Here is a 24,982-nt window from a genome sequence, read left to right on the forward strand (position 1 = left end):
AAAAGAGCGATTCCTCAATTTGCACCTTCAAGTTGTTTGAATAATGAGTAAAATGAAGTCGATTCTTGCATGAATTAGATTAAAACGGTGCAGTAATAAAGGGATAGAAAAAGGGGACAAAAAGCTAATAAAAGCAGCGGCCTCTATGCATGTAAAGGCCGCTTGTGCTATCAAATATTTATTTTTATTTTTGAACAAGCTTTACCATTAAATTTGCAATGGCATGTTGTTCTTGCTCATCCGCTACTGACCATAAATCTGCAAGGATTTTTTCTTGATCATTTTTCGGTTCCACTTGCTTTGCTAAGTAATCACCGATTTCATAAGCAATTTCATTTACAGTTGAATGATTCATTCCCTGCTCTTCACTTTGATGTAAGCGATCACCAAGGAAATCTTTCCACTGTTGCCAGTTATCAAGTACAGACATATTTTTACCTCCTAAGTTTGAAATGCGGAGGTGACTTGTTTGCCCTACAAGCATAAGACAGAACCTCAGGTCTTAAACCACCTACTATTCGAGCTGGCTTTTTTAGCTTGAGGGGCTAGCCACCGCAGCTAGACGTTGGTATCGTACGATATTATTTTGCTTCTAGAAGGAGGAAAATATGCAACATTTTTAAGCATGACAACACAATTTATGTATACCATCCACCGTTAACAGCAATGACTTGTCCTGTAATATAGGATGCTTTATCAGAAATAAGGAAACTTGCTGCATCGGCAATGTTCTCAGGCACGCCGATTCTTCCCATGGGAATATCATTTTCAATCTCCGCTCTTTCTTCATTTGTAAATCCGCTCATCATTACAGTATCCACTGCACCAGGTGCGATAGCATTTACGCGGATGCCGCTTAAGGCTACTTCTTTGCTTAAGGCTTTGACAAATGCATTTTGACTGCCTTTTACAGTGGAGTAAATAACCTCACAGGCAGCGCCAGTCTGCCCCCATATAGATGATATAAAAATAATGCTGCCCTTTCCCTTGTTCAGCATTTTTGGCAAAAGCATCTTCGTTAATAATACAGGGCTCATCATATGGAGATTGAACATCATCTCTGCCGTTTCATCCTCTAATTCAGTAAAAAGCCCATAGTGACTGGCACCGCTGCAGTGAACAATCACATCAATAGAAAAGATATTATCCGAAACCTTTTTATAGTTACCTTTCTCAGATAAATCAGCTTGGATTGGGATAAACTCCCCATTAAATAAGGAAAGCCTTTTTAACAGCCTTTCCATTTCCACCTGATTTTGATTATAATGGAGATATAGGGAGTAGCCCTGTTCTGCCAAGTTTAGAGCAATTGCTTGGCCGATTCCACCGCTCGCTCCGGTGATTAAAGCAAATTTTTTCATTAATATTACCCCATTTATTTACAAATATCATCATAATATCAAATCAATAATAATGCCCCTAACATAGGGGCACTAGCACTTTTCTTTATTTAGGAACAACCTGACAGACAGAAAAGCGATCTTCTGCAATTAACTCATTTGCTGCCTGTTCTATATCTGCTAATTGGAGATTTTCAAGAGTTGGAACAATATCAAATAAATTCATACCGTTAAATGAATAACGAGTGAATTGATTTGCAATATATTCTGGCGAATTAACTGCTCTCATAAATGACCCAATTTTCTTCTTCTTCGCTCTTTCAAGGCTATCTGCGGCAATCGAACCATTCTCCCTGCCTTTTAAAAGCATGGTCCTTAATTCATCTGCCAATCTGTCAGGGTCAATAGTGTCCCCTCCAATCATTGCGAAACCGAAGCCCTGTTCCTGCGAATAATCATAAGAGAATGTATCATCAATTAATCCTTCTCCATAAAGGAAGCTGTAGTTTTCCGAACTTTTTCCAAAAAGAATATCAAGCATAATGTTTAGACTCAATTCCTTTTTAAGCATTTCTTCCCCTGATTGAGTCGCATTCCCGGTTTTAATGCCGACAAGACATTTTGGTGTTTGAACATTCATCTTCAATTGCCGATGAGACTGAGCCACTTCTGAAGGTTCATCTTCAAACTTCCGCTTGACCTCAGGCTGTTCATTATATGTCTTTTTATTCTGATTATCTCTTACTTGGTTCATAATTGCTTCAGTATCCACTGGTCCAACAATAAATAAGAGCATATTGCTTGGATGGTAAAAAGTGTGATAGCATTCATAAAGCATATCCTTGGTAATATGCGATATCGATTCAATCGTGCCGGCAATATCAATTTTAACCGGATGGTTTTTATACATATTTTCAATTAGTCCATAATAAAGGCGCCAATCAGGATTATCATCATACATCGTAATTTCTTGACCGATAATTCCTTTTTCTTTATCGACCGTTTCCTTGGTAAAGTAAGGATCCTGCACAAAATCAATCAAGGTTTCAAGGTTTTTCTCAACCTCAGAAGTACTGGAAAATAAATAGGCTGTACGTGTGAAAGATGTAAAAGCATTCGCTGAAGCACCTTGACGGCTAAATTGTTGAAAGACATCCCCATCTTCTTTCTCAAACATCTTATGCTCTAGGAAATGGGCGATTCCATCTGGGACCTTTACATATTCATCCTTATCAAGAGGCAGAAAATGATTATCGATTGATCCATATTTAGTTGTAAAAGTAGCAAATGTTTTATTAAACCCTTTTTTCGGTAAAATATATACATCTAAACCATTATCCATTTTTTCATGATATAACTCTTCTTGAAGCTGATCAAAGATGAGTTTCTCCATTATTCTCCCTCCTCCTTCCCATGTAGAAAGTAGACTGTATCGAGCTCTACCTTCTTTGCAGCTGCAATGATTTGTTCTTTTGAAACTTGATCCATCCCATTTAACCATTCCGTCAGGCTAACTTCTTTACGAGAAATGATGTTGTGAAATAACACTTCGACTACCCCTCGGGCAGTATCCATTGTCTCAAGCAGCTGGTTTTTTATTACAGCTTTTGTTTGACCGATTTCCTTTTCACTAAAATCACCGTTTTTCATCGCTTGCAATTGCTCTTCGATTATACCGGTAGCTTGATCAAACTTATTATTCTCAATCCCTGACATGACCATCATTAGCCCTTTGTGACTTTCTAACCGACTGCCCACATAATACGCGAGACTTGCCTTTTCACGAACATTTAAGAAGAGTTTAGAATGCGAAAACCCGCCGAAAATACCGTTAAATACTTGAAGAGCAAAGTAATCCTCGTCCCCATATACAATATTCGTTCGGTATCCTATATTTAATTTGCCTTGTTTGACATCTTGAACTTCCTTCACTTCGTGTACTGAATCGCCCTTATGCGAACGTCCATTCGCTTCCGTTTTTTGTGGATCTCTGTTTTGGAATTGGAACAACTCAGAGGCATAAGATTGAACTTCCTCTTCATCCACATCCCCAATCACATATAAATCCAATTCATCCTTTTCTAAAGCTTGCTGATAATAAGAATAAAGCGTTTCAGGAGTTATTTGATCCACAGCTTCCAATTCGCCATGTACGTGAAGGGCATACGGTTCCTCTTTACACATTTCTTGAACAAGCCGATAATTTGCATATCTCATTTTGTCATCGTTCACTGATTGAATTCTTTGCTTTAATGTTCTTTTTTCTTTGTTAACTGTGGTTTGATCGAACCCATTGTCACTTACATTCGGCTTAGTCACTATTTCAGCAAGCAGCTCGAACGCTTTCTTTAATAAAGGAGTTTGATCAGAAAGAAATTTCTCATTAGCAATATCAAGAGAAATTGTAATAACATGATACTCTCCTTTTTTTGCTAGATCGACATAAAGTGCTGCACCGTATAATTCATCTAAATAAGAACGAAGTTTAGCAGTTGTCGGATGATCTGCACTATTGCTCTGCAGCACATGAGGCAGAAGTGACCTGACAGTCACCGTTTCTTTCTGCAGCGGTGCTTTCATTTTCCAGACTAACGTATTGGTCTTAAATTTATCTGTTTTTATCATATGAAGCTTAAAGCCATCATAAAGCTTAACCGTTTCTTCTATTACATTCATTAAGATGCCTCCTATACATTTAATCAACAGCGCTTATTGCCTACTTATTAATATATGTAAAAATGACTGTCGTTATTTTCTATCTTCTCCCCTATCTTCCATCATATTCTAACGAAGACAAGCTTTCAAGGAAAGCGGAGGGTCGTATGTTTGCAGAAATAAGTACTGGACACCGTTTATTAAAAGAAACTAAATTAGAAAAAGTTCTGTTTGTTACCTTACATACTTTATGGTTTATAAATCATGTTTATAAACAATACCCCTTTCTAATTAAATTTTTAAAGGGTAAGCGCTTCTCCCCAACCTGTTGCACAACCTATACAGGCAACGATGTCATTATTTGTATTAGAATAACCAGTTTCTTCGAGTTTAACTAACGTACCGGCCTTATATGGTTCTAAATGAAATGTGACAGTGGATGTTCCTTCTCCAGGAGACCATTGAAAAACAAACGTTTCATTAGGAACCGACTCAATGATCTTACCACCATCTTCAATAATTACATTTGCATCTCCAAAATTAGCCCATCTTAATCGAATTTCACCCGTGTACGATCCGTAAACCAAGCGTTCCACCCATCTGAAGTGGTAATCGTCTTGAATACTTTTTCTTTTGGAACTTTAATGTAGGTTTTATGTCTAATTTTCAGCATATTCTCTCGCCTCACTTTGTGAAAATATCAACATCATCTCCTTAATTTTAGCATAAATTAACGAGACCTTTCGCCACACTCAACATTCAATACGATAACAACAAAGAATAAAACGATATGGGTATAATCCTTTTTAAAAACAAAAAAAGTAAAGAAAAAGGCGAACCTTTTCTTTCCTCATTGTGTCGACAAAAGTAAAAATAGGCAAACTTCAGTGGATTTGGAGAAGTGTCCGTTCGAGTCCAGCGGGAGAAGAGAAAGTTGAGACCCAGGAGTGTAGCGACGAAGCGGTCTGGCGCTTTGTTAATTTTAAACATCATGCTACTCTCCGCTCTATTAAGTCTTTGTTGTTATCATAGCATAGTGAACAATTCAAGTTCATGCTGATTATTATCTTTTTTACTACTGAGGATCACAAATACTAGAACTTTTCTTATAGATTTTCATAACAAAAAAAGCCCTTTCCATATGGAAAGAGCCTCTCTCATTTATCTACTACCTTTAATATAAGGAACACCTGATGCTTTAGGGGCATCTGCACGTCCAATGAAGCCTGTTAAAGCAATGATTGTCAGTACATATGGTGCAATAAGTAAGTACACATTCGGAATATTTTCTAAAAACGGCAAGCTTGAACCAATGATGCTTAAGCTTTGGGCAAAGCCGAAGAAAAGGGCTGCTCCCATCGCTCCAAGTGGATGCCATTTACCAAAGATCATCGCTGCAAGTGCCATGAAGCCTTGGCCGCTGATCGTGGCATGACCAAAATCAGATGAAATGGCTTGGGCGTATACACCTCCGCCAATCCCGCCAAGTGCACCTGAAATAAGGACGCCGTAATAACGCATCTTTGTTACATTGATACCCATTGTATCTGCAGCCATCGGGTGTTCACCTACAGCACGCAAGCGCAAGCCAAATTTAGTCTTGTAAATGACATACCAAGCAATGACTGCAAATAAAATTGCTACAAATGAAGTATAATACGTATTTGAGAAAAATATTGGGCCTATTACAGGAATATCGCTCAGAATTGGAATATCAACTTTGCTGAACCCTCTTTGAATAATATCCGTTTGACCTTTGTCGTAAATGCGCTTCACAAGGAATAAAGCCACACCTACTGCAAGTAAATTGATGGCTACCCCGGAAACCGTTTGGTCTGCTCTAAGGGTAATTGAAGCTACAGCATGGATAAGAGAAAATAATATACCTACAACCATAGCTGCTACTAACGATACCCATGGAGTGAAAGCTCCAAACGTATCAACAAATGTTAAGTTGAAGACAATCGCTGTAAATGCTCCAATGACCATCAAACCTTCTAAACCAATGTTGACTACGCCTGAGCGTTCAGAGAATGTACCACCTAATGCGGTGAAAATAAGTGGTGCTGCCCATAGAAGTGTAGTTGGGATAATGATCATTAAAATTTCCATAATGCCCACTTACTTCACCCCCTTTTTACTAAATCGTTTAATAATGAGGCGAATCAAATAGCTGGATGCTACAAAGAACACGATTAGTGCAATAATGATATCGACAAGCTCGTTTGGCACACCTGCTTGCAGCGGCATGTTAAGAGCACCAACCTTTAAGCTTCCAAACAATATGGCCGCCAGGACGATGCCAATTGGTGAATTGGCACCAAGCAGGGCAACGGCTATACCATCAAACCCTACACCTGTAAAGCCACCTTTAATGGACGCGTAGCCAAATGTACCTAACCCTTCCATTGCGCCTGCCAAGCCTGCAAATGCACCTGAGATGACCATCGAAAGAATAATATTTCGCTTAACATTCATGCCGGCATAATCTGAGGCGTGCTGATTAAATCCTACTGCTTTTAATTCAAAACCTCTTGTTGTTCTTTCTAAAATAAACCACATAATAAACACACAAATTAACGCAATGACAATTCCCCAGTGCATTCGGGAATAATCTGTCAATGATTCGAAAAATGGCGATCTTAATGAAGCTGTTTCAGCAATCGATTCAGTTCTATCACTCTTTTCGGATAGAACAGTACGGATAATATAGTTAGTGATGTGCAGCGCAGTATAGTTCAACATAATTGTAACAATTACTTCATGAACCCTGTACTTCGCCTTTAGGAAACCAGGGATAAACGCCCAAAACGCTCCCGCCGCGGCTGCCGCCAATACAGCTAATGGAAGATGGATAATCTTTGGCAAATCAAAGGCTACCCCAACCCAAACAGCTGCAAGCCAACCAACGATCAGCTGACCTTCCACTCCAATATTGAACAAGCCTGTTCTAAATGCAAATGCAACAGCAAGTCCAGCTAGAATGTATGGTGTAATTTGTCTTACGGTTTCACCTGTAAAATAAGACTCCCCAAATGCTCCATCCCATAGTGCAACAAATCCGGCAACAGCATCGAAGCCACTTATAATCATAATGATTGTTCCAACAAGCACACCTAACAGAACCGCTATAATAGGAACCAATATATTTTGTAATCGGCTGGACATTAGTTCATTCCACCTGCCTTCTTCTCAATCGATCCGGCCATCAATAGACCTAATTCTTGCTCTGTTGTTTCCTTTGGATCCACAATTGCTATAATTTCTCCTTCATAAATGACAGCAATACGATCGCTGACATTCATGATTTCCTCCAACTCGAAGGATAACAGCAATACAGCCTTGCCCTGATCTCGTTGATCGATTAAACGCTTATGAATGAATTCGATTGCGCCTACGTCAAGACCACGAGTCGGCTGAGCTGCGATTAATAGATCCGGGTTTCTATCCACTTCCCGACCAATAATCGCTTTTTGCTGATTTCCGCCAGAGAGTGATCTTGCCAATGTATATTCGCTTGGCGTTCTTACATCAAATTCTTTGATTAAGCTTTTTGCTTTCACAAAAATTTCTTTATCATTCATGACTCCATACTTGGAATAAGGCTTCTGATAATACGTTTGTAAAACCATATTTTCCCCTATAGAGAAATCAAGAACAAGTCCATGCTTATGGCGATCTTGCGGAATATGACCCACGCCAGCTTCGGTAACTTTTCTTGTTACGAGATTGCCGATTTCTTTGCCATTCAACTTAATTGATCCGCCTGCAGTTTTTCTTAAACCAGTTATCGCTTCAATCAATTCCGTTTGACCATTGCCATCGACACCAGCAATTCCTACGATTTCACCTTGTCTGATCTCAAGGTTTAGATGCTTAACTGCATCAATGCCCCTGGAGTCCTTTACAAGCAAGTCATTAATTTCAAGAACCTTGTCTTTTGGATTCGCTTCTTTTTTAGTAGTCTTAAATGTGACTTCACGACCAACCATTAAGCTGGCTAATTCATTGGGATTTGTGTCCTTGACATTCAGCGTTCCAATTCCTTCTCCCTTGCGAATAACCGTTACTTGATCACATACTTCCATAATCTCTTTTAATTTATGGGTGATAAGAATAATCGATTTACCTTCCTTTATAAGCGTTTTCATGATTTGAATTAACTCATTTATTTCTTGTGGTGTTAACACCGCAGTAGGCTCGTCAAATATTAATATCTCCGCTCCTCGATAAAGCGTTTTTAAAATTTCGACCCGCTGCTGCATACCTACAGAGATATCGGAAATTTTCGCCTGTGGATCAACGGATAAACCGTATCTTTTGGAAATCTCCCTCACTTCATTTTCGGCTTTTTTCATATCAATTTTACCGCCTGAGGTAATTTCCTTTCCAAGGATGATATTTTCTGTAACAGTAAACTTGTCGATGAGCATAAAGTGTTGGTGAACCATTCCGATACCTAGATCATTGGCAATATTCGGGTTGGTAATATTAACAGCCTTCCCATTAACTTTAATCTCGCCCTTTTCTGGTTGGTACAATCCAAATAGAACATTCATTAAAGTCGATTTCCCAGCACCATTTTCACCGAGTAACGCATGAATTTCACCTTTTTTGACTTGGAGATTAATATTATTGTTTGCAACTATGCCTGGAAACTCTTTACGGATATTTAACATCTCGATCACATATTCCACTCTACTCACTCCTTGCGAATCATATGTAGTAGGAGGTCAGACCTCCTACTGTTATTTAAAAACTTGAACTTGCCAAGCTCCTTCATTCCATCATAACTTTTAAAAGCTTAAGTGAAAGCTACAAAGCATGTTGTACCCTTCAATTAAGCTTTTATTTTTTCAAAAAAAAGGAATAAGAGAGAACGATGAATACTCTCTTATTCCTTTGTCACTACATTACTCAGCTTTAAATGTTGTTAATTCATCTAAAGTTTCAGGGATTGTTAAATCACCATTTTTAATCTTGTCAGTCCACTCTTTTACCGCGGCTTCAACATCTGCCTTATTAGAAAGCTCATCATTAAGTGGTGCTAGTCCAACGCCTTCTTCAGCTAAGCTATAAACAGTCGTTTCTCCACCAGGGAATTCTCCATTTTTAGCTTTTGTTGCAATGTCAATTACTGCATTATCAACGCGTTTCAGTGCAGAAGTCATAATAATATTGTGCTTTTTACCTTCGATATCGACCACACCTTCAGCCGTTTGATCTGAGTCAACACCGATTGCCCATAGTTCTCTAGATGGATCTTTTTTCTTTAAGTCACGTGCTTCTTTAAATAATCCATTACCAGTACCACCCGCAGCATGGAAGATTACATCAATGCCAGAAGAGTACATTTTAGAAGCGATTGATTGTCCTAGTTCTGCTTTATCGAAAGCACCAGAGTAATTCACTTCTACTTTAAGGTCAGGATTAACTGCTTGTACACCAGCTAAGAAACCAGCTTCAAAACGTTCGATAACAGGAATTTCTTGTCCGCCGATAAAGCCGATTTTATCGCCTTTAGTTGCATGAGCTGCTGCTACACCAGCTAAGAATGCAGCTTCTTGCTCTTTGAATAGAATGCTTGCTACGTTAGGCTCTTCAACTACACCATCAATGATTGCATAGCTAGCATCTTTTTGCTGCTTAGCAATTTCAGTAATTGAACCTTCCATTAGGTAGCCCACTCCGAATACCAAATTAAAATCTTGACGTGTAAGGTTATTCAGATTCGTTGCATAATCGGCATCTGATTGAGATTGTAAATAATCATAGCCGCCTTTGCCTTTGTCCAATCCGTTTTCGTCACCAAAAGCTTGAATGCCTTCCCAAGCTGATTGGTTAAATGATTTATCGTCTACGCCACCTACATCTGTTACCATTGCAACAGAGAATGCTTTTTCTTCGCTGTTTCCGTCTGTTTTTGTGCCTTCGCCTTCTTCATTAGAAGATCCGCAAGCTCCTAAAATTGTACCTGCAGCAAGTGCCAATGAAAGTGCAAAACCAATTTTACGTTTTTTCAAGGTATTAACCCCCTAAAGGTATTTGTTTACACATTAGTAGTATGACAAATGATTGAATAACTAATCTAGAAAATTCTTTTCCGCAAAACGTGGAAGCTGAATTTATCAGCTCTGAAGTAATTGACTGAGTAAAGTATAGGCTCATCCATTTCATTGTAATGCATCTGCTTTAGTACCAGTAAAGCAGTTTCAGGATTACATTCTAAAATGGGTGAAACCTTCTCATGGTAGCCAACTGGTTCTATTTGTGCAACAGCGTATGTAATCTTTCTCCCAATTCCTTCTTCAAGGATGTCAAATATTGATTCCTTCTCCCATGATATAGATTCTGGAATATATTTGCCTGGAAGCTTATCCACACAATAGACAACTGGTTCACCATTTGCAGTTCTCACTCTTTCAACAACAGCTATTTCTTCATCTAATGCACTTGAAAAGCGGCGAATATCATCCTCCGTTGGACCTTGGGTTTCGGAGCTTAGAAATATTGTTCCAGGCACCATTCCCGCCTGCATGATCATATTAGTCACACTGTTGAGCTGTTCAATCCCTGATGTAAATAATGGCTTTGCGTTCACAAAAGTGCCCACTCCGTGACGACGAATAATAATATTCTCCTCTTCCAGAATGCGAAGAGCTTCTCTAAGTGTTGCCCTGCTGACACCTAATTGCTTGGCAAGATCAAATTCTGACGGTAATTTTTCTTTTTCTTTATAAATTCCCGCTTCAATGTCCTGCTTTAAACGATCAATGACCTGTAAATACAAATGCCGATTATCTGACTTAATAGACATGCAGTTATCCTCCAACTTTTGTTTCTCAAGACATCAGACCTCTGATGTTCAATCATTCCTACTAATCGAAAATACTATAACACTTTTCTCCTAATAAAGGAATACATTTTCTGAAAAATGTCGAAAAAACATAGGATTATCTATCGAGTTCTGTACTGGTTTAAAGCGATAATTGTCATATATTGTTGAAAACGCTTTTAATTGTATGACACAATTCATGCTTCCTTTGTCTCGCTTCATAAAAAAACAGCCTTTTCTCGTGGTGAAAAGGCTGTTCTTCTATTTTTATGAACTTGCTTCTTCTGAGGGTTTACTCACGAGCACAGCTCGCGGTTTGCTGCCTTCATATGGGCCGACAATTCCCCTTGCCTCCATCTCGTCGATCAAGCGGGCAGCTCTTGTATATCCAATACGAAATCTTCTTTGAAGCATCGATACTGAGGCTGTCTGCATTTCAACAATAAGCTCGACTGCTTCATCATAAAGATTATCATCCACTTGTCCAGTCGTTTCTGGGACATCATCAGGAATCATTTCTTCTTGATACTGGGCTTTTTGCTGACCAATTACAAAGTCAACGATATCTTCCACTTCTTCGTCAGATAAAAAGGCTCCCTGCACACGGATTGGCTTGGATGCACCGACCGGCATAAAGAGCATGTCACCGCGTCCTAGAAGTTTTTCAGCTCCACCCATATCTAAAATTGTACGCGAATCCGTCATCGATGAAACCGCGAAGGCAATTCTTGACGGGATATTTGCTTTAATCACTCCAGTAATGACGTCAACTGAAGGACGTTGGGTAGCGATAATTAAATGGATGCCTGCTGCTCTTGCCATCTGCGCAAGCCTTGTGATCGCATCTTCTACATCGGATGAAGCGACCATCATCAAATCCGCTAGCTCGTCTACTATCACAACAATATAAGGCAGAAGCGGCTGTTGCCCTTCTCCTGCAGCATTATGACGCTTAATATGCTCATTATAGCCTTCAATATTTCTTGTCCCAGAGTGAGAAAAGAGCTCATAACGTCTTTCCATTTCACTAACAACTTTCTTTAGAGCTTGAGAAGCTTTCTTTGCATTGGTTACAACCGGTGCAAGCAAATGAGGTACTCCGTTATACACATTTAGCTCCACCATTTTCGGGTCGATCATCATTAGTTTGACTTCATGCGGTTTTGCTCTCATGAGGATGCTTGTGATGATTCCATTAATACATACACTTTTCCCGCTTCCTGTTGCACCAGCAACAAGTAAATGCGGCATTTTATTTAGTTCCGCCATCACAGCTTCGCCAGTAATGTCCCTACCAAGCCCGATAAGCAGCTTTGCGTCTGCTCGTTCGGTTGCTTTGGATTCTATAACTTCTCTCAGCGAGACCATCGCCACTTCTGAATTTGGCACCTCAATACCAATCGCTGACTTTCCAGGAATCGGTGCTTCAATTCTTATATCCTTAGCTGCTAGCGCGAGTGCTAAATCGTCACTTAAACTGACAATCTTACTCACTTTTACTCCTACATCCGGATGCACTTCATATTTTGTAACAGCTGGTCCAAGGTGGACCTGTGTGACCCTTGCTTTTACACCGAAGCTTTGAAAAGTCCGCTCCAGCTTTGCAGCATTGTCATGGATTAATTTATACTCGCCGCTTTGGTCTGTCTGGCTAGGGAATTTCAACAGCTTCATTGGCGGCAGTTTATAATCTTTATTCTCGACCTCAGTAAAAGTTATCGGCGGGACAGCCTCAGCTTCTGAAGCAGTGTCCTCTTCCTTTACTGCTTTTACACCATTTGGATCCTTGCCTTCATTTCCATCCTCGCGATAAGCTTTTTCTGCGAAGCTAGAAATAATTGGTTCTTGACCAACCGATTCTTCTTTTACTTTTGGTGTAGAGGTATTAATTGTTATTTCAGGCTCACGCTCAGCTTCCCGCTGCGCTTTTTTCTCTTTTATTGATTTTCGTCTGTCCTTATTTTCTTTCTGATCACTAAACCATTCTTTTATATCATCTAGAAACGCTTTCCATTGCTCTCTAGCAAAGTTCCAGACTGCTGAAGCCATTCTACCTAATGCTTCACCGAAGGTTTTTCCAGTTAAAAGAATAAATCCAAACACTATTAATAAAAACGCAATAATCTTTGATCCTGTTTCATCAAATAGGAAATAGAATAGTGCAAACAGGACAGCACCCATCATACCCCCGCCTAAATCTGTCGTGCTTGTATCGCCGCGCACTTCCATCCAATAGAGCTGCCAAGTATTCCCGATTACACTCGGATCAGTAAATGATCCTCCATTTGATAAAAGCTGAAATAACGTGACATGGCTCAGTAATAGAAACGAACTGACGATAAAATAGAGCCCGATTAATTTTGTAGAAAATAAAAATGGCTGTTGTCTTTTCCACATCAGATAGCACGCATATACAACAAGCCCCAGAAGACAAAGCATATACCATTCACCCATAAAAAAGCGGAAGAACAGCACTGTTGCATTGCCTACTGCACCTAGCCGAGCGATAGCAATGACTGCGAGTGCGATTAATGCTAGTGCAAATAACTCATATTTAATTGTTTGTTTTAAATGATCTTTCTTTCTTGATTTTCTTTTCTTTTTCTTGGCCATCCTATCACCTTATTATTATTCTTTATTAACCATTTACCTATGTCATCAATATATGTATGAAAGAAGAGAGCAGCCTTACTGGCTGCTCCTTACATTAATATTTATTATAGCACACCAGCCAATCACTTACCTTTAAGATAACGTAATTTTTGTTCCTGGTGTCAACGTTTCATTCAGAAAATCATTTGGATCACTGCTCATGATTTGTAAAACTCTGCAATCAGATCCCTCGACCATTTCTACGAGCAATGGAACGCCATTATGATCTATTACTCTTTGTCTGTCGAATTCTTGGCCTTCCGCTTGATAAACCAATTCATGAGGCATCATTGTATATAAAATCATTGGACAATCCCTTCATTCTCATTTTTATTCACTTCAATTAACTCCATCAACTTCTTCATTGCTGGACCTATCCCACCAACACCGTCAATTAACCCATACGTTACTGCATCCGTTCCAATAACATTGGTTCCTATATCCCTTGTTAAATTGCCTTTAGCAAACATCAATTCCTTAAATTGTTCTTCTGCAATATTTGAATGCTTTGTAACAAAGTTAATCACGCGCTCTTGCATTTTATCCAAATATTCAAAGGTTTGCGGTACACCAATTACCAAGCCAGTCAGTCTGATCGGATGAATCGTCATTGTAGCCGTCTCAGCAATGAAGGAATAATTACATGAAACCGCAATGGGTACACCAATTGAATGCCCTCCGCCTAAAACGATAGAAACCGTTGGCTTTGATAAAGAAGCGAGCATCTCAGAAATAGCAAGACCTGCCTCCACATCTCCTCCAACTGTATTTAATATCACGAGTAAGCCTTCTATTTTAGGATTTTGTTCAATGGCAACAATTTGTGGAATAAGGTGCTCATATTTCGTTGTTTTATTTTGTGGCGGAAGCTGTAGATGCCCCTCAACCTGGCCGACAATCGTTAAACAGTGTATTTTTGAGTCCTGTGAGAGCTGTGGTACATTCGTTTGGCCGAGTTGTTGGATTTTCTCCATGAGTGGAGTTTGCTTATCATCTTTCGGTTGTTCTTGATCCCCGCCGCTCGTTTTCATATCATTTACCATACCTTTTTCTCCCTTCAAGCAATATATGGTTAGTATGAGCACTGCGTAAGAATTCATTCCTCATTCATTAACAGCAACTTTGCTTTAGGGAGGGTTTTGATTATTAATTTCACGTTATTTTATATAGCTGCTTCTCTGAGCTATGATCGTGTCATTTTTCGTTCAGAGAAGCAGAAGTGATTATTGATGTACGCCATTTGATATTCCTCAGACGTGAGGAATATCAAATGGCGTACATATTTAGCACTGATAAACGGAAATACCACAGTCTCAATGACTGTGGTATTGTACATTCTATGCTTCCATAATAATAGGCAGAATCATTGGGCGACGCTTTGTTTTATCATATAAATATTGATTCAAACCGTCTCTCATATCCTGTTTAATTCCTGACCAATCAAATGCTTCTCTGGCTAATTTATTCTCGACTATTTCCTTCACCAGCTTCGTTGCTTCTACAAGAAGCTGCTCTGATTCACGAACATAGACAAAACCTCTTGTGATGATCTCAGGGCCTGCTGATATTTTCTTCTCCCTTTTGTTAAGTGTCACTACGACAAGAAGAATGCCATCTTGTGATAAAAGTTTACGATCTCTTAAAACGATGTTTCCGACATCCCCAACACCGCTGCCATCAATTAAGACATGCCCTGCAGGGATTTTTCCAGCCTGACGAAGTGCACCATTCTTAATTTCAGCTACTTCCCCTTTATCTGGGATAAAAATATTGCCCTCAGGTATTCCACAATCTTTAGCTACTTGGGCATGAGCCTTAAGCATACGATATTCTCCATGAATGGGAATAAAGAATTTTGGATTCATAAGGTTAATCATAAACTTAAGCTCTTCCTGACTGCCATGGCTCGAAGTGTTGAAAGTACCTTTTCCGGAAATCACATTTGCACCGCTACGGAAAAGCAGGTCTACCGTTTTCGAAATGAACACTTCACTTCCTCTGATAGGTGAAGCAGCCAATAGTACATGATCGCCTTTTTTAATATTCACATGGCGATGCGCTTGTTTAGCCATTTTTTGTAGAGCATCAATTGGTTCACCTTGAGAACCTGTGATAATCACGATCACTTCATCATCGGCATATTTATTAATCTCAGCTATAGGGATAATCATATCCTCATAAACAGTTAAATAACCCATTTTTAGCGCAATATCATAAACCTTCTGCAAGCTTTTGCCTACGACAGCCACTTTTCTTTTTGTTTCAAATGCCGCATCAAATATATGCTGGATTCGAACAAGGTCAGAAGCAAATGTAGCAGCAATCACACGTCCAGGGGCTTGGTATATTGCTTTTGTTAAATCTTTCGCTACCAATGCTTCGGACTTCGTATAGCCTGGCTTTTCTGCTTCAGTGCTATCAGATAATAGACAAAGAACTCCTTCTTCACCGATTCTGGCCATCTTGCCAATGTCCGCTTTATAACGACTTCCAGCTGCTTGATCAAATTTAAAGTCTCCAGTATGTACAATCGCACCTTTTGAAGTATGTATACATACACCCACGCTATCTGGAATGCTATGATTGGTTTTGAAGAAAGTTACTTCTGCTGCCCCAAATTCCAGCCTTGTATCTGAATGCACTTCAATAAGTTCTGCCTTCTCCTTAGAATCCTGCTCTTTCATCTTTGCTTTTGTTAAAGCTAAAGTCAACTTAGTTCCATATACCGGAACCTTCAAATGTCTTAAAACATAGGACAATCCGCCAATGTGATCCTCATGTCCATGAGTGAGAAAAATTCCTTGTACGCGTTCTTTTTGTTGAATTAAATAAGTTATATCTGGAATCACTGTATCAATTCCAAGCATTTCATTTTCAGGGAACATTAGGCCGGCATCGATAACAAAAATGTCTTCATCTACCTCAACGATATGCATGTTTTTCCCAAGTTCTCCTACTCCACCTAGTGCAGTTAGCTTGATGCTTTCATTCTGTCTCTTCACGTATGTTTCCTCCTATATATCTTTCGGCCGATCAAAATCAGTTACCACTATTATACTTGAACAATGAAATCGATGACAACCAAATTTATGCATTTAGATGGAATGCAATGGCAGTATGACCATTTACATCCACTATACGCCTATGATAAAAGAACTGATTCTTTAATAAGTAATTAAAATTTCACACTTAATTAAGACTATATAAGTGAAAATTACGACTGCTCTTATTACTATAATATAATTTCCCAAAAAAAAATGATCATTATGTACCCATAATCCAATCTATCCCATGTAAAAAAATCCGGCGTCAAAGAAAAAATAACTGTTTCTTCAACGCCGGTATGGTACATGTATTTCTTTTTATTTAATTAACTCAATTAAGGCACTTCTTTCTTGCTCATTAAGCGGTACCATTGGTAAACGAACAGAGCCAACGTCCAGGCCTTTTAATTGGAGAGCCGTTTTGACTGGCACTGGATTTGGCGCAGCAAATAACCCTTCCATCACCGGCAGAAGCTCTTGATGATACTTTGCAGCTTCTTTATAGTCTCCCTCTATATAAGCTTGAATCATTTGTTGCAATTCATTTCCAATGATGTGGGATGCTACTGAAACGACTCCTACGCCACCAACTGACATAACTGGCAAAGCGATGCCATCATCTCCGCTATAAAGAAGAAAATCGTTATCTGTACCGGCAATGATTTTTGTCATTGCACTCAAATCTCCGCTCGCTTCTTTGACAGCAATAATATTAGGTATTTTTGATAGCTTAATAATCGTTTCCGGAGCTATGTTGATTGATGATCTGCCAGGAATATTGTAAAGCATTATTGGAAGGTTTGTATTTTCAGCAATTGCTTTAAAATGCTGGAATAATCCTTCTTGACTTGGTTTGTTATAGTAGGGAGCAACAGCCATGATAGCGTCTACACCCAATTGCTCCGCTTTTTTTGTTAATTCAATTGAAGCATATGTGTTATTGCTACCAGTACCTGCAATCACAGGTACACGCTTGTCTGTCACTTTTACAACATGTTGGAATAGAGCAATCTTTTCTTCTTTTGTTAATGTAGGTGACTCCCCTGTTGTTCCTGCAACCACGAGTGAGTCGGTCCCATTTTCAATCAAATGGTTAATAAGCTGTGTTGTTTTTATAAAGTCGATACGTCCATTTTTATCAAATGGCGTAACCATAGCTGTAGAAACTCTTCCGAACTGTACCATTTTCACACCCCATTTATCATACTTATATGTCTGTCCGTTTTATTTCCAAGGTTTCTTGTTCCAGATGAAAAGCATCATGCAAAGCATTCACCGCTTTAGGCAAGTCGTTTTGTTCAACAAGGACCCAAATCGTTGTATGGCTGTCTGCAGATTGCATAATTCTAATCCCTTGTTCTGATAGTGCTGTGACTATTTTAGAAGCGACCCCGGGAACCCCTTGCATTCCAGCCCCTACTACTGACACTTTCGCACAGGCTCTTTCCACTTTTGGCTGATGACCAAGGCGGTTCAATATACTAACAGCCTTATCAGTCATTTCCGCTGTAACAGTATAGGTCACTCCATTGGGATAAATATTGATAAAATCAACACTTATTCCTTCTGCAGCCATCGATTTAAATACTTCGGACTGAAGATTGTATTGGTCTTTCTTTGCTAATACTTTAATCTGTGAAATGTTTGCCACATGAGCAATTCCTGTAACAGGACGTTCCTTAATATCCGCACCGCGATTATGTTTTGTTATTGAAGTGACAAGCGTGCCCAATCCGTCTGTGTACGTAGACCGAATCCGAATTGGAATCTTTGCTTGCATAGCAATTTCTACTGCCCGTGGATGAATGACTTTTGCACCTTGATATGCCATATTACACACTTCGGTATAAGTGACAACATTCAGCGGTCTAGCGTTTTCAGCAATCCTTGGATCAGCTGTCATTATTCCTTCGACGTCTGTAAAAATATCAATCCATTCAGCATTCAATGCAGAACCTAAGGCGGCCGCAGAAGTATCACTCCCACCTCTTCCTATCGTAGTGATATCTCCATTCCGTGCAGACCCCTGGAAGCCAGCTACCACCACTATATCATTGATTTCAAGCTCCTTTAACAGACGGTCACACTTCATATCAATGATTTTTGCATTCATATGATCATGGTTAGTTCTGAAACCTGCCTGCGCACCAGTTAAAGCTGTAGCTTTGAATCCATTTTCCAGCAGCATATTCGAAAATACAACACTTGAAATAATTTCACCACAGGAAAGCAATAAATCAGTTTCACGTTTATTAATTTTAGAATCAGGCAGATTCACTAGCGATAAAAGAGTATCGGTTGCGTATGGATCACCCTTCCTGCCCATCGCAGACACAACAACTACAACCTTAAATCCTTCTAGTATGGCTTGTTTGATATGTCTTAAAGCATGAGTCCTGCCTTCTTCATTACGAACGGATGTGCCTCCGAATTTTTGAACGACTATTTTCATTAAAACACCTCTAAAACGCTAATCTATTTGGAGTAAAGTAATTATTTAACAATTCCAAGCCTAATGAGACTCTCAGCAATTTGAACAGAGTTCCAAGCAGCACCTTTTAGAAGGTTATCAGACACAACCCACATATGGAAGCCTCTATCTTCATCCAAATCTTTGCGAATACGACCTACAAACACATCATTCTTACCTACGCAATCAGCTGGCATCGGATAAATTTGATTGGCTGGATCATCCTGTAAGACGACCCCTGGTGCATCCTTTAATAGTTCTTTCATTTCTTGTGCACTGACGCCTTCGCTGTCCACTTCAAAATAAACGGATTCAGAATGGCCTGTTGCAATTGGCAGACGCACGCATGTCGCTGCAACTGAAAGTTCAGGCATATGCATGATTTTTTTGGTTTCATTGATCATTTTCATTTCTTCGAATGTGAAGCCATTATCTACAAATTTATCAATTTGTGGAACAGCATTAAATGCAATTTGAAAATGCTTTTTATCCCCTTTCACAGGGAGGATCTCAGGTTTGAATGCTTCACCATTAATAATTGCTTTGGTCTGTTCATTCAGTTCTTCAACAGCCGCATTTCCTGAACCGGACACTGCTTGGTAAGTAGAAACAATTACCTTATCCAAGCCGTACTGCTTCCTGACTGGTTCAAGCGCTACAACCATTTGTATAGTAGAACAATTCGGATTAGCAATAATACCATTATGTTTGTGCAGATCATCTTCATTCACTTCAGGTACAACAAGTGGTGTGTTCTCATCCATTCTAAAGGCACTGGTGTTATCAACGACGATTGCTCCACGTGTTACAGCCTCAGGAGCTAATGCTTTAGAAACGCCTCCGCCAGCGCTAAATAAAGCGATATCTACACCTTCAAAGCTCTCAGGTTTCGCCTCGCAAACCGTATATGACTCCCCTTTATAAGAAACCTTCGTTCCCGCAGAACGAGAGGAAGATAATAAGCTTAACTTTTCTATCGGAAAATCTCTTTCCTCTAATGTTTTCAAGATTTGTTGTCCAACTGCACCAGTTGCTCCAACTACAGCTACATGGAAGCCTCTTGTTTCTGCCATAATATTTTCCCCTTCCGGCAACAATATATATTTTTATGTGTGAAATTCATCAGCACATGATAAACCAACTTCTCCTTTGTTGACGCAGTTAGAAAGCGGCTAATAGGAACAGCCGCTTCGCTTGCTCATTTCTATCGATTTATTTTAGTAGAAGTGTCTATTTATCACTCACTGAGAATTATCTTATATTTTAACATATTCACGCGCTAAAAAATAAATATTTGCAAGAAAAGTAAAGGTTAGATTCCATCTTTGTATCTTTCGACGACTACAGGCTGCAATTGCTTTCCTTCCATCGCTGCAAGAATCGTATCAGATAGATCCGTCATTCTTGCAACCATTGAATTCGGTTTTTTCATAGGATCATCCTGACCAAAAGGGATGAAATAGATATGCTTAGTTGCCATCAATCTCATCAAGTTAACTCCATTTAATCCAAGCGCATCATTTGTTGAGATGCCTAAGACGACAGGCATCTCATTGCGCAATGTTGCTTTAGCAGCCATTAGTACTGGAGAATCCGTCATGGCATTGGCAAATTTACTCATCGAATTACCTGTTAATGGAGCAACTACCATACAATCAAGTGGAATTTTAGGACCAAGCGGCTCTGCTTTCACAATGGAATCAATGACCTTATTTCCTGTTAGGTCTTCTATTCTTTTAATCCAGTCTTCCCCTTCACCAAATCTAGTATTTGTATTTTGCACAGTGAATGTAACGACTGGAAGTACTTCTGCACCAGCATTTACTAGCTTTTCAATTTCCGGGAAGACAGCATCATAAGTACAATGTGAGCCTGTTAAACCAAAGCCAATTCTTTTCCCGTTAAAGCTCATGATTCATTCCCCTCTCTATCCTGCTTTTCGTCAAGTATGAGCTGTGCCAACACATTTGCTAATATTTTTCCTGCAGTCTTTGGAGCGACAATACCTGGCAGCCCAGGAGCCAACAGGGCTTTCACTCCACGTTTTTCTGCATAGCGGAAATCTGTACCTCCCGGCTTCGAAGCCAAATCAATAATTAATGTGTGTACAGGCATTTTGGCAATAACAGCAGCACTTACGATTAAATGAGGAATGGTATTGATACAAATATCTGCATCATCAACGGCTTCTTCAATTTTGTTTAAGTGGAAAGGAGTCAAGCCCATTTCCGTGATACGGGCAATATGCTCACTCTTCCTTGCTCCAACCTTGACCTTTGCTCCTAAAGCATGGAAGGCCCGAGCAATACTCATTCCTGTTCTGCCAAGACCCAGCACGGCAATATTTGAACCATGAATGGTAAAGTCTGTGTGCTGGATTGCCATCATAATCGCACCTTCAACTGTTGGAATTGAATTGTAGATAGCTACATCGTCCCGATCAAATAATTGAACGAGCCTACGATTGGCACTAGTCGTAATATTATTCAGATATGGTGTATTAATACCTGAATAAACCGTGCAATGAGACGGTGTCTTCAACAAAATTTCTTCATTTATTGTCACTTTCTCGTTTGAAAAAATCGTATCAATTTGCCCTTCAGGACCTGCACCGGGTACAGGTAGTATAATAGAATCTATACATGAAAAGTCTACTTCATCTATTTTCTCCTTCACAGCTCCCGAAAAAGCATGATCAAGTTGTTCAAAGCCAATTAAGGATAATTTCGCATCAAGTTCAGTTAGTTTGCGGATTACTTCCAGCTGCCTTGCATCTCCGCCGATAACTGCAATCTGGTAACCTGTCAGCATGCAACACTCACCTTCTTTTGAAGAATCAACCTCGATTCTTTTACTAAACTACTCCAACATCTTATGTAGAAAAATCTGAATCGGTGAGTTTTCCTGCGAATAATATACTTTTTGAATGAGATTAATTTACTTGGAGGTTTATTACTGACAATTGTCCAAAAAATTGAGGGCTTTTAAAGGGGAATTTATTTTGAGCGGAAGGAAATATTTGATTTTCTGATACATTCTAACTTTATTTAAAAGCCATTTCAATCTCCTCCTTGTTACCTTCTTCGGAGCTGTAAGCTGCTCCCTATTTTGTGATCAAACCAAACATTAGAAACAAAAAAAGGCGTATCAACTGACCGCCCTTTATCCCTCGAGTTCTTCAGGGATATCAATGATAATCATATCCGCCCCAATTTTACTAATATGGTTCCATGGAACACGAATTTCATCGCCTTGTTTTCTAAAGCCAAACCATTTAAGTGATGGGATAAGCAATGCCTGTATTTGCCCGTTTTGTTCATTTATTTCTAAATCGGTTTGGCCTAGAACACCGAGCCTTTCTGCTCGTTTAACATCTACTATTTCTTTTCCGCCTAATTCACTAAGTCTCATCAGTAAAACCTCCTCTTCTATATATTTATCAAACATCCCTCTCATTTAGAATCAAAGCAAGCAGCTTTTGTCCGCAAAAAAAAGAATCAGCCATTCAGCATGAACGGTTGATTCTTTTTTTTAAAGGTTTTTAGGCAGTTCGCCTTCAGGACTGATTAGTGCAACAGAAAATTCATCTGTGAAAACAGTTTGTGCCATTTCATTGACACCATCCTTTGATACCTTATCAATTTCTTCGACGATCTCATCCAGCGTGCGATGTTCACCGAGTAATAGCTCATTTTTGCCGTTTCGACTCATGCGGCTATTTGTGCTTTCCAGGCTCAGCATCAGGCTGCCTTTCAGTTGTTCCTTACTATTATTCAATTCCTTTGCAGTAATACCTTCACGCTTTAATTGAGAAAGAGTGTTTTGAACGGTATCAAATAATACATCCAGCTGATTGGCACCTGTGCCTCCATATAATGTGACAATCCCGGTATCTTGGAATGCAGAATGGTAAGAAAAGACTGAATAGGCAAGTCCTTTATCCTCCCTCACATCCTGGAATAAACGGCTGCTCATACTGCCGCCTAAGATATTATTTAACAGAATTAAATTGTACATTTCATCATGCCCAACAGGGAGGCCTTGATAGCCTAAACATAGATGTGCTTGTTCTGTGTCCTTCTTACGAGCAATCTTATTTGTATGAAAGTTTGGTTGAGCTGTTGATTTTTCATGATTTCCTGCAGAGTATGAGCCGAATAATTTTTCGATCTCATGGATAAATGATTCGGTAATGTTGCCGGCTACAGAGATAACAACATTTTCCGGTATGTAATGATTATGCATATACTCTCTCAAAGTATCTCCATTAAAGGTCGCTAACGTTTCTTCTGTACCCAAAATCGGATATCCTAATGGATGGTTTTCATATATCGCTTTGCTGAGAACATCATGAACGATGTCATCTGGTGTATCCTCATACATTTTTATTTCTTCATAAACGACGTTTTTTTCTTTTTTCAGCTCTTCTTCTACAAATGCAGAATTGAAAAACATATCAGAGAGGACATCCAGGGCAAAGTCTGCATGCGTATCTAAAACCTTAGCGTAATAGCATGTGTATTCCTTGGAGGTAAAAGCATTAACCTGGCCTCCAATGCTATCGAATGACTCAGCTATATCACGTGCTGATCTTTTTTTTGTCCCTTTAAAAAACATATGCTCAAGAAAGTGAGAAATCCCATTATTATTCTTATCCTCATCTCTCGATCCAGTACCTATCCAAACACCAATCGCTACTGAGCGTACAGTTGGGATATTTTCTAAAACGACTCTTACTCCATTTTGACATGCATATTTTTTTATCAAGCGTGCTCCTCCTATTCTATTGCAGGTTCCACTTATTTGTTTCAAGATATGAAGTTTTATTTGGACCTGCCAGTATGCTCTTTTAAAACCGCCGTAATTTTGGAGGTTACCTTTAGTTTATATCATTATTGTTATTTTTTCCAAAATCGTGATTATTATTTTGCTTTATATTATCAATCGCTCGATCTTCAGAAAGTAATTTGGACACTGTGCTGATTTGCAGACCCTTTTGCTTTAATCCCTTGATTAATCGGTCTAAGGCTTGCTCAGTTGAAGCTGTTGGGTGCATGAGGATCATTGATCCATTATCCACTTTATTTAACACTCTGTTAAGTAATTGTTCAGGTGAAGGCTTTTGCCAATCAATCGTATCCACCGTCCACATGACTGTTCCGAGTTTTTCTTCTGATGCAATTTGAACCGTTTGATCGCGATAGCTGCCACTTGGAGGTGCAAACCAACTTACCTTTTCCTCTGTGGTTGCCTCGATTACTTCATTGGTTTTACGTATTTCTTCACGTGATTTTTGTGCTGAAATTACCTTCATGTCCGGGTGAGTATAAGAATGGTTGCCAACCTCATGTCCAGCAGAGACAATCATCTTCGCCAATTCAGGATTATTTTGCACCCATCTTCCCTCTAAAAAGAAACTTGCTGATACATTATTTTTTTTTAGTGTAGCAAGCATATCTGGCAAATACTCATTTCCCCACGCAACATTAATTATGAAACTAACCATCGGCTTCTCCGGATGTCCCTTGTATATAGGACTAGGTGTGAGATCACTTAAATGAACGGATGGTTTAATTTGCGTGTATACAAGCTTATTTTCATCAAACACTTTTGATTTCTTCATTTTTTTATAGGAAGCATCTATATCAACCTTTAATCCGTTAATTCCAGGAATTGCTTTCCATACACGATCGATTTTAGCATCTTCAGCAGGAATCTCGTAATCCTTGGCACGATCTGCAATCTCTAAATATAGTGAATCAACTTTTTTATCCACTACCATAGTGTCAGCTTTTAAAAACGATATATATTGATTAGTAAAAGGGTTTAAAACAATTAGAAACCCTAATAAACCAATGAGTATTAAATAAGTTAATCTATTCATACGGCAAGCCTCCCTCATTTAAAGATTATGATGAATGGGGACAAGGTAGAACGGATGGAAGCAACTTCTCACTGATTATCTTCATATACAAAAAGCCAGGGG

At 39.2% G+C, this 24,982-nt stretch carries 22 protein-coding genes; all 22 read right to left on the minus strand.

Features of this window, described 5'->3' with window-relative positions:
* Positions 1-184 precede the first annotated feature (184 nt).
* Positions 185-430 carry a DUF3243 domain-containing protein gene (locus tag J2S17_RS09895; protein WP_307474330.1) on the minus strand — a complete coding sequence of 82 codons (246 nt, stop codon included), beginning with the start codon at positions 428-430 and terminating at the stop codon, positions 185-187.
* Positions 431-638: 208 nt separating this feature from the next.
* On the minus strand, positions 639-1,361 hold the full coding sequence (ymfI, locus tag J2S17_RS09900) for an elongation factor P 5-aminopentanone reductase (RefSeq protein WP_307474332.1): 723 nt from the start codon (positions 1,359-1,361) through the stop codon (positions 639-641).
* 85 nt (positions 1,362-1,446) lie between these two features.
* The gene (gene yfmH / locus J2S17_RS09905) at positions 1,447-2,733 is read right to left on the minus strand and encodes an EF-P 5-aminopentanol modification-associated protein YfmH (RefSeq protein WP_307474334.1); all 1,287 of its coding nucleotides are present in this window, start codon (positions 2,731-2,733) and stop codon (positions 1,447-1,449) included.
* Positions 2,733-4,016, minus strand: a complete 1,284-nt coding sequence (yfmF, locus tag J2S17_RS09910) for an EF-P 5-aminopentanol modification-associated protein YfmF (RefSeq protein ID WP_307474336.1) — start codon at positions 4,014-4,016, stop codon at positions 2,733-2,735. Before yfmF ends, yfmH begins: the two co-directional genes overlap by 1 nt.
* Positions 4,017-4,294: 278 nt before the next feature.
* Positions 4,295-4,582: an SRPBCC family protein gene (locus J2S17_RS09915; RefSeq protein WP_307474338.1), complete on the minus strand. Its 288-nt coding sequence runs from the start codon at positions 4,580-4,582 to the stop codon at positions 4,295-4,297.
* Positions 4,583-5,156: 574 nt separating this feature from the next.
* A complete protein-coding gene (locus tag J2S17_RS09920) occupies positions 5,157-6,116 on the minus strand; it encodes an ABC transporter permease (RefSeq protein ID WP_307474340.1) in 960 nt (319 codons plus the stop codon).
* Positions 6,117-7,163: an ABC transporter permease gene (locus J2S17_RS09925; protein ID WP_307474342.1), complete on the minus strand. Its 1,047-nt coding sequence runs from the start codon at positions 7,161-7,163 to the stop codon at positions 6,117-6,119. It abuts the gene before it with no gap.
* Complete coding sequence (locus J2S17_RS09930; RefSeq protein ID WP_307474344.1) at positions 7,163-8,692, minus strand: ABC transporter ATP-binding protein; 1,530 nt, start codon at positions 8,690-8,692, stop codon at positions 7,163-7,165. Before J2S17_RS09930 ends, J2S17_RS09925 begins: the two co-directional genes overlap by 1 nt.
* Positions 8,693-8,908: 216 nt before the next feature.
* Positions 8,909-10,018, minus strand: a complete 1,110-nt coding sequence (locus J2S17_RS09935) for a BMP family lipoprotein (protein WP_307474346.1) — start codon at positions 10,016-10,018, stop codon at positions 8,909-8,911.
* Positions 10,019-10,083: 65 nt separating this feature from the next.
* Complete coding sequence (locus J2S17_RS09940; protein WP_307474348.1) at positions 10,084-10,812, minus strand: GntR family transcriptional regulator; 729 nt, start codon at positions 10,810-10,812, stop codon at positions 10,084-10,086.
* Between the two features lie 285 nt (positions 10,813-11,097).
* The gene (locus J2S17_RS09945; RefSeq protein ID WP_307474350.1) at positions 11,098-13,443 is read right to left on the minus strand and encodes a DNA translocase FtsK; all 2,346 of its coding nucleotides are present in this window, start codon (positions 13,441-13,443) and stop codon (positions 11,098-11,100) included.
* 132 nt (positions 13,444-13,575) lie between these two features.
* Entirely contained in the window at positions 13,576-13,788 is a 213-nt protein-coding gene (locus J2S17_RS09950; RefSeq protein ID WP_307474353.1) for a YlzJ-like family protein, read from the minus strand.
* Complete coding sequence (locus tag J2S17_RS09955) at positions 13,785-14,513, minus strand: ClpP family protease (RefSeq protein WP_370874992.1); 729 nt, start codon at positions 14,511-14,513, stop codon at positions 13,785-13,787. Before J2S17_RS09955 ends, J2S17_RS09950 begins: the two co-directional genes overlap by 4 nt.
* A 306-nt stretch (positions 14,514-14,819) precedes the next feature.
* Positions 14,820-16,484 carry a ribonuclease J gene (locus J2S17_RS09960; protein WP_307474357.1) on the minus strand — a complete coding sequence of 555 codons (1,665 nt, stop codon included), beginning with the start codon at positions 16,482-16,484 and terminating at the stop codon, positions 14,820-14,822.
* Positions 16,485-16,844: 360 nt separating this feature from the next.
* On the minus strand, positions 16,845-17,711 hold the full coding sequence (gene dapA / locus J2S17_RS09965; RefSeq protein ID WP_307474359.1) for a 4-hydroxy-tetrahydrodipicolinate synthase: 867 nt from the start codon (positions 17,709-17,711) through the stop codon (positions 16,845-16,847).
* Between the two features lie 22 nt (positions 17,712-17,733).
* Entirely contained in the window at positions 17,734-18,978 is a 1,245-nt protein-coding gene (dapG, locus tag J2S17_RS09970; protein ID WP_307474361.1) for an aspartate kinase, read from the minus strand.
* A gap of 41 nt (positions 18,979-19,019) precedes the next feature.
* Positions 19,020-20,069, minus strand: coding sequence for an aspartate-semialdehyde dehydrogenase (gene asd / locus J2S17_RS09975; RefSeq protein ID WP_307474362.1), 1,050 nt, complete (start codon positions 20,067-20,069; stop codon positions 19,020-19,022).
* A gap of 239 nt (positions 20,070-20,308) precedes the next feature.
* A complete protein-coding gene (dpaB, locus tag J2S17_RS09980) occupies positions 20,309-20,908 on the minus strand; it encodes a dipicolinate synthase subunit B (protein ID WP_307474364.1) in 600 nt (199 codons plus the stop codon).
* On the minus strand, positions 20,905-21,807 hold the full coding sequence (dpaA, locus tag J2S17_RS09985) for a dipicolinic acid synthetase subunit A (protein ID WP_307474366.1): 903 nt from the start codon (positions 21,805-21,807) through the stop codon (positions 20,905-20,907). Before dpaA ends, dpaB begins: the two co-directional genes overlap by 4 nt.
* A 351-nt stretch (positions 21,808-22,158) precedes the next feature.
* Positions 22,159-22,407 carry a YlmC/YmxH family sporulation protein gene (locus J2S17_RS09990; RefSeq protein WP_307474368.1) on the minus strand — a complete coding sequence of 83 codons (249 nt, stop codon included), beginning with the start codon at positions 22,405-22,407 and terminating at the stop codon, positions 22,159-22,161.
* Between the two features lie 120 nt (positions 22,408-22,527).
* Positions 22,528-23,763: a M16 family metallopeptidase gene (locus J2S17_RS09995; RefSeq protein WP_307474370.1), complete on the minus strand. Its 1,236-nt coding sequence runs from the start codon at positions 23,761-23,763 to the stop codon at positions 22,528-22,530.
* A 112-nt stretch (positions 23,764-23,875) separates the two neighbouring features.
* On the minus strand, positions 23,876-24,880 hold the full coding sequence (locus tag J2S17_RS10000; protein ID WP_307474372.1) for a polysaccharide deacetylase family protein: 1,005 nt from the start codon (positions 24,878-24,880) through the stop codon (positions 23,876-23,878).
* Positions 24,881-24,982: the final 102 nt, after the last annotated feature.

The sequence above is a fragment of the Cytobacillus purgationiresistens genome, assembly GCF_030813235.1.
Classification (GTDB): domain Bacteria; phylum Bacillota; class Bacilli; order Bacillales; family Cytobacillaceae; genus Cytobacillus; species Cytobacillus purgationiresistens.